The sequence below is a fragment of the Sphingomonas sp. Leaf33 genome, assembly GCF_001421785.1.
Lineage (GTDB): Bacteria > Pseudomonadota > Alphaproteobacteria > Sphingomonadales > Sphingomonadaceae > Sphingomonas.
Map to the genome: position 1 here is coordinate 41,066 of NZ_LMLB01000001.1, position 10,947 is coordinate 52,012.

At 66.1% G+C, this 10,947-nt stretch carries 12 protein-coding genes; 1 reads left to right on the forward strand and 11 read right to left on the reverse strand.

The features are described 5' to 3' along the window. The 7 genes from ASE86_RS00225 to aceA form a co-directional block, all read right to left on the reverse strand. On the reverse strand, positions 1–1,066 hold a 1,066-nt coding region (locus ASE86_RS00225; RefSeq protein WP_082441563.1), incomplete at its 3' end, for a SufB/SufD family protein. Then, positions 1,066–1,413: a hypothetical protein gene (locus tag ASE86_RS00230; RefSeq protein WP_056421538.1), complete on the reverse strand. Its 348-nt coding sequence runs from the start codon at positions 1,411–1,413 to the stop codon at positions 1,066–1,068. The genes ASE86_RS00230 and ASE86_RS00225, both read right to left, overlap by 1 nt. After that, positions 1,410–2,153, reverse strand: a complete 744-nt coding sequence (sufC, locus tag ASE86_RS00235; RefSeq protein ID WP_056421539.1) for a Fe-S cluster assembly ATPase SufC — start codon at positions 2,151–2,153, stop codon at positions 1,410–1,412. Before sufC ends, ASE86_RS00230 begins: the two co-directional genes overlap by 4 nt. A 157-nt stretch (positions 2,154–2,310) precedes the next feature. After that, complete coding sequence (gene sufB / locus ASE86_RS00240) at positions 2,311–3,774, reverse strand: Fe-S cluster assembly protein SufB (RefSeq protein ID WP_056421540.1); 1,464 nt, start codon at positions 3,772–3,774, stop codon at positions 2,311–2,313. Then, positions 3,774–4,190, reverse strand: a complete 417-nt coding sequence (locus ASE86_RS00245) for an RrF2 family transcriptional regulator (RefSeq protein ID WP_056421541.1) — start codon at positions 4,188–4,190, stop codon at positions 3,774–3,776. Before ASE86_RS00245 ends, sufB begins: the two co-directional genes overlap by 1 nt. Positions 4,191–4,476: 286 nt before the next feature. Then, a complete protein-coding gene (locus ASE86_RS16265; RefSeq protein WP_200911467.1) occupies positions 4,477–4,632 on the reverse strand; it encodes a hypothetical protein in 156 nt (51 codons plus the stop codon). A gap of 13 nt (positions 4,633–4,645) precedes the next feature. Continuing rightward, on the reverse strand, positions 4,646–5,929 hold the full coding sequence (gene aceA, locus ASE86_RS00250) for an isocitrate lyase (protein WP_056421542.1): 1,284 nt from the start codon (positions 5,927–5,929) through the stop codon (positions 4,646–4,648). 146 nt (positions 5,930–6,075) lie between these two features. On the opposite strand from aceA, the gene ASE86_RS00255 reads away from it, so the two are divergent. Then, positions 6,076–7,458, forward strand: coding sequence for a helix-turn-helix domain-containing protein (locus ASE86_RS00255; protein WP_056421543.1), 1,383 nt, complete (start codon positions 6,076–6,078; stop codon positions 7,456–7,458). Here ASE86_RS00255 and ASE86_RS00260 read toward each other — a convergent pair whose 3' ends face one another. From ASE86_RS00260 to ctaD, 4 genes are all read right to left on the reverse strand, one after another. Next, positions 7,459–8,049 carry a LysE family translocator gene (locus ASE86_RS00260; RefSeq protein ID WP_235523942.1) on the reverse strand — a complete coding sequence of 197 codons (591 nt, stop codon included), beginning with the start codon at positions 8,047–8,049 and terminating at the stop codon, positions 7,459–7,461. Between the two features lie 45 nt (positions 8,050–8,094). Continuing rightward, entirely contained in the window at positions 8,095–8,502 is a 408-nt protein-coding gene (locus ASE86_RS00265) for an acyl-CoA thioesterase (RefSeq protein ID WP_056421545.1), read from the reverse strand. Between the two features lie 304 nt (positions 8,503–8,806). Continuing rightward, positions 8,807–9,100: a hypothetical protein gene (locus tag ASE86_RS00270; protein WP_056421546.1), complete on the reverse strand. Its 294-nt coding sequence runs from the start codon at positions 9,098–9,100 to the stop codon at positions 8,807–8,809. 249 nt (positions 9,101–9,349) lie between these two features. Further along, a partial coding sequence (gene ctaD, locus ASE86_RS00275) for a cytochrome c oxidase subunit I (RefSeq protein ID WP_056421547.1) occupies positions 9,350–10,947 on the reverse strand: 1,598 nt, incomplete at its 5' end.

Here is a 10,947-nt window from a genome sequence, read left to right on the forward strand (position 1 = left end):
CCGTCTCCAGCCACCGATCGGCATCCGCGACGAACGCCGCGCGCACCGTCTCATCGCCGATCCGCTCCAGCGCGTCCGCCACGAACGCCCGCGTCAGCAGGGCCTTCGCGCGCGCCGGCGTGATCCCGCGACTTTCGAGGTAGAACAGCGCCCGCCGGTCCAACTCGCCCACCGTCGCGCCGTGCGCGCACTTCACGTCGTCGGCGAAGATCTCCAGCTCGGGCTTCAGGTTCACGGTCGCCGTCCGCTGCAACAGCAACCCACGCAGGCTTTGCTGGCCATCGGTTTTCTGCGCGTTACGCGCGACCTCGACTGCGGCGGCAAGGCTGGCGGTGGAGGTATCCGCCGCGACCGCGCGCCACGTCTGGTGGCTGCTGCCGTGCGGCTTGGCGTGACGCACGCGCACCGCGCATTCCTGTCGCTGGGCGCCGCGGGTCAGCAGCGCGCCACCCATTTCGGCATAGGCCTCGTCCCCGTCGAGCGCGATCGCGGCATCGAACCGCGTGCCCATGCCGCCCGCGCCCAGGAAGGTCGCGACGTAGGATGCAGCCTGCCCGATCGACACTTCGTCGCGGGTCGACACGAAGCCGGCGTCGGCGATGACACGCACGGCGCGCTGCAATCGGGCGGAGCGGGCGAGTTCGACCTGCACCAACCGGTTCGCCCAGCCGGTGCCGACATAGGTTTCGACAATGCTCGCGACCGCATCCTCGCCCAGCCGAATGCGCGCGGGCAGATGATTCTCGCCGCCGGTCGAGACATGGACGATCTCGACCACGGTTTCGGCCTGCGTTGCGTCAAGCGTCAGCGACCAACCGGTCCCGCTCGCCTGCGCACCCAGCGGATGCGCGGTCGTCAGGTTTAGCGCCTCGACGACCAGCCGGCCCGGCGCGCTCTGTTCAGGCGCGAAGACGCCGTCGACGAACACCAGACGCGGGCCGTCGAGCCCGAGCGACGCCGCTGCCGGCAGGCTCGACCGTTCGCTGGCCGCTGCGGTGCGCAGCGTCTCCAGATCGGCCCAGCGCCACGCTTCCTCGCGCGGGTTGGGAAGGGCAAGCGTCGCCATCAGCGTAACCCTCCCGCACGACGGGCAGTCAATTCGACGAGGCCGCGATCACCGACGGTCTTCATACAATCCTGCAATTCCTGATCGAGCGCCGCCCGCATCACCTTGCGCACCGAAGGCCGGACCTCGCGATCGGATGTGGTCGCATAGCGCGACTGATACGTCGGATAGCAACTCTCGATCGCCGTGCAGCCGACGCGATCGACATCGGCATCGCCCGACGACACCTTGATCCGACACTGCGGCCCCGACGACGTGAACGCGACCTGCGCCCGAAACTTGTCGAGGCTGGTGCTCGTCACCGTCACGTAATCGGCACCGAGCATCAGGAGAGCCGCGAGGATCACGCCGCGACCGCCCCGTAACCTTCGCGCTCCAGCTCGTGTGCCAGTTCCGGCCCGCCCGACCGCGTGATGCGACCATCGGCCAGGACGTGGACGCGATCCGGCTGCACATAGTCGAGCAGCCGCTGATAGTGGGTGATGAGCAGCACCGCCTTGTCGGCCTTGCGCATGATGCGGTTGATGCCGTCGCCGACGATCCGCAGCGCGTCGATGTCGAGGCCGCTGTCGGTCTCGTCCAGGATCGCGAACTTCGGCGCGATGATCCCCATCTGCACCATCTCGTTGCGCTTCTTCTCGCCGCCCGAAAAGCCGACATTGACCGGGCGCTTGAGCATGTCCTGCTGGAGACCCAGCGCATCGGCCTGCGCCCGCGCGATTTTCAGAAACTCGGCGCCCGACAGCGGCTTTTCATCGCGCGTCGCGCGCTGGGCGTTCAGGCTTTCGCGCAGGAACTGGACGTTCGACACGCCGGGGATCTCGACCGGATACTGGAAGCCCAGGAATACGCCGGCGGCGGCGCGCTCATGCGGTTCGAGCGCGAGCAGGTCCAGCCCGTCGAACGTCACCGACCCCGCGGTCACTTCATAGCCCGGCCGGCCGCCCAGCACATAGCCGAGCGTCGACTTGCCCGCGCCGTTCGGTCCCATGATCGCATGGACCTCGCCCGCATTCACGGTGAGGCTCAGGCCCTTGAGGATTTCCTTGCCGTCGATTTCGGCGTGAAGGTTTTCAATTTTGAGCATCAAGCGACCAATTCATTCCCTGTTCGTCCTGACGCAGCCCAACTTGACTGAGGACGGCATTAATCCTGTCGCGTTCACGAGAAGCGACGGCGTTGTCATAAGCGCGAGCAAACCGGCGGCAGCTAATCGGTCGTTGACGGTCATTCCCGAGAAGTCCTTATCCAACGGACCCCTCCAGGCTGATCCCCAGCAACTTCTGCGCCTCGACCGCGAATTCCATCGGCAGCTGCTGCAGCACCTCGCGCGCGAAGCCATTGACGATCAGCGCCACCGCCGCTTCCTGATCCAGCCCGCGCGACATGGCGTAGAAAAGCTGGTCCTCGCTGATCTTCGACGTCGTCGCTTCATGCTCGATCTGCGCCGACGGGTTGCGGACCTCGATATACGGCACGGTATGCGCGCCGCACTGGTCGCCCAGCAGCAGAGAATCACACTGGGTGAAGTTGCGCACCCCCTCCGCATTCGGCGCGACGCGAACGAGGCCGCGGTAGGTGTTGTCGCTGCGGCCGGCCGAAATCCCCTTTGACACGATGGTCGATCGCGATCCCTTGCCGTTGTGGATCATCTTGGTGCCGGTGTCGGCCTGCTGGCGGTTGTTGGTGACCGCGACCGAGTAGAATTCGCCGACCGAGTCCTCGCCGTTCAGCACGCACGACGGGTATTTCCACGTGACCGCCGAGCCTGTCTCGACCTGCGTCCAGCTGACCTTACTGCGCTTGCCCTGGCACAGCCCGCGCTTGGTCACGAAGTTGTAGATGCCGCCCTTGCCGTTCTCGTCGCCGGGATACCAGTTCTGGACGGTCGAATATTTGATCTCCGCATCGTCGAGCGCGACCAGTTCGACGACCGCGGCGTGGAGCTGGTTCTCGTCGCGCATCGGCGCGGTGCAGCCCTCCAGATAAGAGACATACGCGCCCTTGTCGGCGACGATCAGCGTGCGTTCGAACTGGCCGGTGTTCTCGGCGTTGATACGGAAATAGGTGCTCAGCTCCATCGGGCACCGCACGCCTTCCGGAATATAAACGAAGGTCCCGTCGCTGAAGACCGCGCAATTGAGCGTCGCGAAGTAATTGTCGTGCATCGGCACGACCTTGCCCAGCCACTTCCTCACCAGATCGGGATATTCGCGGATCGCCTCAGAGATCGAGCGGAAGATGACGCCGGCGGCTTCCAACTCGGCGCGGAAGGTCGTCGCGACGCTGACCGAATCGAACACCGCATCGACCGCGACCTTGCGCGCGCCCTCGACGCCGGCAAGCACCTTCTGCTCCTCGATCGGGATGCCCAGCTTTTCGTAGACGCGCTTGATCTCTGGATCGAGCTCGTCGAGGCTGGAGATGGTCGGCTTCGCCTTGGGCTCGGCGTAATAATACGCGTCCTGGTAATCGATCGGGTCGATGTTCAGCTTGGCCCAGTTCGGCGCCTCCATCGTCTGCCACAGGCGAAACGCCTTCAGCCGCCAGTCGAGCATCCATTCGGGCTCGTTCTTCTTGGCGCTGATGTAGCGGACGGTGTCTTCGCTCAGACCCTTTGGCGCGAATTCCTGCTCGATGTCCGAATGGAAGCCCCATTCGTACGTCTTGTTCGCGGCCTCGTAAGCCTCGGCATTTTTGGTAGCCATTACGCGGGAACTCCGGCGGACAGGGTGGCGAGCGTGACGCCCGCGAGCGCGCCGCGGACGGCGCCGTTGACGTGGGACATGTGCGGGCGGACGTGGCAGCCGCCGCCGACCGCGCAGTCATGGGAATTGGGATCGACGCAGGTCGTCAGGCCGATCGGCCCTTCGATCGCCTCGACGATATCGGCCAGCGTGATCGTCGCCGGGGGTCTCGCGAGGCGGAAGCCGCCGCCGGTGCCGCGCGCGCTGTCGATCAGGCCGGCGGCGCTGAGGCGACTGACGAGCTTCTGCACGGTAGGCAGCGGCAGGCCGGTCTCCTCGGCAATGACCGTCGCGTTAAGCCGGCCGGACACGCCGCAATGCCGCGCGGCGGCTGCGAGCAGCACAACGGCATAATCGGCTTGGGCGGTCAGGCGCATTGTTGCGAGCGGCTCTCAAATCGGAGGGAATCGTTCCGATTGGGCAGATAGGGGGTGGGGGTGTGTTGCACAACCCATAGGCGGCGGGTGCAGACCACCCCTCCCCCCGTCCGTGCTGAGCTTGTCGAAGCACCGTCCTTCGTGCCGCGAGCGATAAGCGGGCGTATCAAAGAACGGCCCTTCGACAAGCTCAGGGCGAACGGGGTGAGGTTGTGGTTCACGCCAAACAAAAACCCGCCCGGTCGCGATGACCGGACGGGCAGGCACCCTCTCCAGGGACGTCAGGTCAGCCGAGGCGCCCCAACCGATGGTACAGGTTGCTGAACTTGGCCGAGCGCGGTTCGTCGGCGATCTTGCGGACGTAATCGGCGACGGCTTCCTTCATCAGCCCGAAATCCTCGGTCGAGAAGACGGCACGGCTGCGTTGCGGTTCCTTGGTCATCGTCTCGTCTCCCTTAGGCGGCTTGCTTGGTGAACTGATCGGCCTCGGTGCTTTCCGAATAGGCGGTGGTGGAGCTGCTGCCCCCGGCCAACGTCGTGGCGACGAGGTCGAAGTACCCAGTGCCCACCTCGCGCTGGTGCTTGGTCGCGGTGTAGCCATTGGCTTCCGCCGCGAACTCGGCCTGCTGTAGCTCCGAATACGCCGCCATGCCGCGGTCCTTGTACCCGCGCGCCAGCTCGAACATTCCGTAGTTCAGCTGATGGAAGCCGGCGAGCGTCACGAACTGGAACTTGTACCCCATCGCCCCGATCTCGCGCTGGAACCGAGCGATGTCGTCACGGTCGAGGTTCTTTTCCCAGTTGAAGCTGGGCGAGCAATTGTACGCCAGCATCTTGTTCGGGAATTCCTTCTTGATCGCCTCGGCGAAGCGGCGCGCGTCGTCCATGTTCGGCTTGGACGTTTCCCACCACAGCAGGTCGGCGTGTTCGGCAAAGGCCAGCCCGCGCTTGATGCAATGGTCGACGCCGGTGCCGTCCTTCAGGCGGTAGAAGCCCTCGGGCGTGCGTTCGCCGGTCAGGAACTCGCGGTCGCGTTCGTCGATGTCGCTCGTGATGAGCTTTGCGCTTTCCGCATCGGTCCGCGCACAGATGATCGTCGGCACGCCGCTGACGTCCGCGGCCAGGCGCGCGGCATCCAGGTTGCGGATATGCGCCTGCGTCGGGATCAGCACCTTGCCGCCCAGGTGGCCACACTTCTTCTCGGCGGCCAGCTGGTCCTCGTAATGCACGCCCGCGGCACCCGCCGCGATATACGCCTTCATGATCTCGAAGCAGTTGAGCGGCCCGCCGAAGCCGGCCTCGGCATCGGCGACGATCGGCGCCAGCCAGTCGCGGGTCGCACCGCCCTCGCTATGTTCGATCTGGTCGGCGCGCAGCAGCGCGTTGTTGATCCGCCGCGCCAGCTCCGGTCCGGCGTTGGCGGGATAGAGCGACTGGTCGGGGTACATCGCGCCGGCGGTGTTGGCGTCGGCCGCGACCTGCCAGCCCGACAGGTAGATCGCCTGAAGCCCCGCGCGGACCTGCTGCATCGCCTGGTTGCCGCTCATCGCGCCTAGCGAGTTGATGTACGGCTCGGTCTGCAACAGCTCCCACAGCTTCAGCGCGCCGCGGCGAGCAAGGCTATGCTCGATCGGCACCGACCCGCGCAGCCGCTCGACGTCCGCCGGGGCATAGGGGCGCACGATGCCGTCGAAGCGGCCCTTCGGGGCAGGAACCAGGTCTTCGAACGTCGTGGTCATCGTGTAGTCCCTTCGTCGTGTTCAGGTGATGACACTACCTGCGAGGCCGGTCGACAGAATACCCCGGAAGTGACAGACGTGAGGTCTTCAGGTCGCCGGAGCGGCTTGCACTTGCTGTCGCGTTGTAAAGTCTTCACAAGACCGTCATGGCCGATCGCAAGCTCTTCGCCGGACATGCCGTCCGCCGCCTTCGCCGCGGCGCTGCGCTGACGCAGGCGGCGATGGCGGAGATGCTGGGGATATCCCCCAGCTACCTCAACCTCGTCGAGCGCAACCAGCGCCCGGTGTCCGCCAGCCTGCTGCTTGGCCTAGCCGAGCGCTTCGACTTCGACCCGCGCACGCTGGCGGCAGGCGAGCCCGGTGGGGGTGCGGAAGCGATTCGCCGCCGCCTGGCCGACCCGATCTTCGCCGACCTGGAGATCGACCGCGCCGAGCTTGAGGAATGGCTGATCGGTGCGCCCGGCGGCGCGGAAGCGTTCGCCCGTGCCTACGATCGCGGCGGCGGCAGTGTGACGGCAGCCGAACCCACCGACAGCAGTACCGCCGTCCGCCGCGAGATCGAGCGGTGGCGCAACCACTTCGCTGACCTCGACACCGCCGCCGAAGCGCTCGCCGACGAACTGCGTCAGGGCGCGGGCGACCTGTTCGGCAGCCTGGCCGACCGGCTGCGGGTCAAGCACCATCTTTCGATCCGCATCCTGCCGCTGGACGTGCTGACCGACGTCCGTGTGCGGATCGACCTGCACGCGCGGCAGATCCAGTTGTCGGAGACGCTCGACCCGCCGAGCCGCGTGTTCGCGCTCGCCCGCCACCTCGGTCAGATCGAGGCGCGCCCCGAGATCGACGCCCTCGTCCGCGGTGCGGGCTTTGCCGACCGCACGTCTGACAAGCTCTACCGCCGGCACCTGACGGGATATTTCTCCGCCGCGGTGATGATGCCCTACGCCCGCTTCCTGCGCGCGTGCGAAACGACCGGATATGATCTCGACCTGATCCGCCGCCGCTTCGGCGCCTCGCCCGAACAGGTCGCGCACCGGCTGACGACCTTGAGCCGCGTCGGCGCGCGCGGGTTACCGTTCTTCATGCTGCGCACCGACCGCGCAGGCCAGGTGTCGAAGCGATTCGCGGGCGCCAGCAACGCTCGGCTGGTGGAAGGGCCGGGGCTCTGCCCGTTGCTCGACACCTTCACCGTCTTCCAGCGTCCCGACGAGCGCATCGTCCAGCTCGTCCAGCTGGAGGACGGCACGCGCTGGTTCACCTCCTCGCGCTGCGTCGGCCCGCCGGGGGGCTGGCAGGGTGCGGTGCGCGCGCGATTCGCGGTCACGCTGGGCCTTGCGGCCGACGCGGCCGGCACGCTTGCCGCCGCGCGCGGCCTGGACCTCGCCGCAGAAGCGGCTCCGATCGGTCTGGGCTGCCGCGCCTGCACCCGCCCCGACTGCCCGCAACGCTCCGCCGCCCCGGCGGGCCGCGCGGTGATCGTCAACGATCGGGAGGCGGGAGTGTCGCCGTTCGGCTTTGCCGGGGACTGATTAACGACGCATCGCAGCCACCGCGACACCCGCCGCCATCACCGCGCCGCCGCCGGCGCGCTGCGACCACAGCCGTACGGCGGGATGGCGGATCAGCCCCGAGGCGGTCGATGCGGTCAGCGCGTAGAGCGTATCGGTTGCCGCCGCGATCAGTGTGAACGTGGCGACCAGAATCGCGGCCTGCGGCACGTACGGCTGATCGGCGCGGATGAATTGCGCGGCGAAGGCGATGAAGAACAGGATCGTCTTTGGGTGAAAGGTACCGACCGCGACATTGGTCAGGAAGGCCGCCCGCGGGCTGACCGGTCGGCGCCCCGCCGTGTCCACGGCAGCTGCGCTCGACCGCAGGATCGCGATGGCGCCGATGGCGATTAGATAGGCGGCGCCCATCCATTTCAGGACAGTGAAGGCCACCGCCGACGCGCCGAGGATGGCTCCGGCCCCCGCCAGCGACACCGTCATCGCCAGCGCGTTGCCGACCGCCATCCCCGCGACCGACGCCAGTGCGACCCGACGCCCCGAACTGAAGGCGAAACCAATGATGCTCGCGACGCCGGGGCCCGGGATCACGCCCATGACGAGCGAAGCCACGGCGAAGGTCAGCCAGAGATGCGCGTCTATTCCCTTCCCTTTCCCTCAGCCCATCGTCGTCTCGCCAAGGAACGGCGCAGCGATCTCGGGGGTAATGCGCAGCAGCCGTCCGGTCGCCTTGTCGAGCAATGCCCAGGTCGTGCGTGCCTCGACCTTCACCTTGCCGTCGTCGCCGGTGAACCGGACGTGGCGGTCGAAGCGCGCGCCTTTCGGTGCCTCGCCGACCCAGGTTTCGCCGATCACGCTTTCGCCAGTAACCAGATTGCCGCGATAGTCGATCTCGTGGCGGACGACGACCCAGACATAGGCGTCCTGATGCTCGGGCGGGGCGACCGCGGCCCAGTGCGCAACGGCAATGTCCTGGATCCAGCGCACCCACTCGGCATTGTTGACGTGGCCCAGTTCGTCGATGTGGTCGGGCTGGGCGGTGAAGCGGCGGGTGAACGGCGTCATGGCCCGACCTTAGCGATTTCCGATCAATCCGCATCATCGTGATTGGATCAGAAAGGTCGCGACGACGTCCGGCGCACTTCCTGACCTAACTTCTGGAGGGGGGCGATTTCGCGCGGCGGCGGTGTCCCTCGTGGACTGCGGGGGTAGAGCCCCGTCCCTTCCTCGCCCCTAGTCACGAAGCAAATCCGCGCCGTCCCGACAATGCACGTCGGTCGAAACCGTTTGAACGTCACGTCGCCGCTTGCAAAACGCAAAAGCGCCCCGACCGCGGAGGGTCGAGGCGCGTTGTGTTCTGAGCCGGTAATCAGCGGGCGGCCAGCTGGATCGTTTGCGCGCGAGGCGCGACCTGCCCCGTGACGCGATCGATGGCGACACCGCGCTGCTGCCAACCCTGCTCGGTGTAGCAGTCGCCGCGGCGGATCATGCGGTTGGCGTAGGAGCCTGCGGTGCCCCAGCCGCTGCGGATGCAGTAGCGCGCGCCGCCGTCGTGGCGGGTGAGTGTCACGGCGTCGAAGGCGCCGGTCCGCGCGGCGGCCGGAACGGCGGTAACGATTAGGCTGGCGGCGGTGGCGGCGATCAGGGCGATGGTCTTGGTCACGGGTATGTCTCCTTGGCTTGGTCGGCGGGGCGCTGGGTGGCGCTGCACGAGGGAGACACTGCATGAGGTGTGCCAGTGTTCTATATCACTGAAACGTATCGGAAATTCTGAGTGCTTGAAATTTGGCGCGCAAAAGGAGTCGCAAATCACGCCAGATTTCGGCGCTGTGCACCTTCGGAAATTGGCAAAACAAAACGCCCCGGCATTGCTGCCGAGGCGTTTCTTAGTCTGGCGATGTCCCTGGAAGGATCAGTCGACCTTCGGCAGCGTCTCGAACTGGTGATACGGCGGCGGCGAGCTGAGCGTCCACTCGAGCGTCGTCGCGCCTTCACCCCACGGATTGTCGCCCGCCTTCTTGCCCGCCATCAGCGACCAGATGACGTTCACGAAGAACACCACCATGCCGGCCGCCATGATCATGTAGCCGATCGTCGCGACGTTGTTGAAGTGCGCGTAGGCGTCGGGATAGTCCGGGTAACGCCGCGGCATCCCCTGCAACCCTAAGAAGTGCATCGGGAAGAACAGGATGTTTACGCCGATGAAGAACACCCAGAAATGCAGCTGGCCGAGGAACTCGTTCAGCATCTTGCCGGACATTTTCGGGAACCAGTAGGTGAAGCCGGCGAACAGCGAGAACACCGCGCCCAGCGACAGCACATAGTGGAAGTGCGCGACGACGTAATAGGTGTCCTGCATATAGTCGTCGACGCCGCCGTTGGCGAGCACGACGCCGGTCACGCCGCCCACGGTGAACATGAAGATGAAGCCGATCGCCCAGACCATCGGGGTCGGGAAGCGCATCGACCCGCCCCACATCGTCGCGATCCACGAGAAGATCTTGATGCCGGTCGGGACCGCGATGACCATCGTCGCTGCGGTGAAGTACATCTTGGTGTTCACGCTGAGACCGGTGGTGAACATGTGGTGCGCCCACACGACGAAGCCGACCACGCCGATCGCGACCATCGCGTAGGCCATGCCGAGATAGCCGAACACCGGCTTGCGGCTGAACGTCGCGACGATGTGGCTGACGATGCCGAAGCCCGGCAGGATCATGATGTAGACTTCGGGGTGACCGAAGAACCAGAACAGGTGCTGGTACAGCACCGGGTTTCCGCCGCCGGCCGGATCGAAGAAGGTCGTGCCGAAGTTGCGGTCGGTCAGCAGCATGGTGATGGCCGCTGCCAGCACCGGCAGCGCCAGCAGCAGCAGGAAGGCGGTGACCAGCACCGACCAAACGAACAGCGGCATCTTGTGCAGGGTCATGCCCGGCGCGCGCATGTTGAAGATGGTCGTGATGAAGTTGATCGCGCCCAGGATCGACGAGGCACCGGCCAGGTGGAGCGACAGGATCGCCATGTCGGTCGACGGTCCGGGCTCGCCGTAGGTGGACAGCGGAGCGTAGAGCGTCCAGCCGTTGCCCGCGCCGCCGAAGAACGGCGAGGCCAGCAGCAGCGCGAACGACGGCACCAGCAGCCAGAACGAGATGTTGTTCATGCGCGGGAACGCCATGTCCGGCGCCCCGATCATGATCGGCACGAACCAGTTGCCGAAGCCGCCGATCATCGCCGGCATGACCATGAAGAACACCATGATCAGGCCGTGCGCGGTGATCAGCACGTTCCAGAAGTGCAGCGCCTCGTCGAAAGTCACCGTGCCGCCGTGCAGCACGCCGGCCCACTGGGGCAGGTACTGGATGCCCGGATGCATCAGTTCGGCGCGCATCAGGCCCGAGATCGCGCCGCCGATGATACCGGCAGTGATCGCGAAGATCAGGTAGAGAGTGCCGATATCCTTGTGATTGGTCGACAGGAACCAGCGGGCGAAGAAGCCCGGCTTGTGATCGG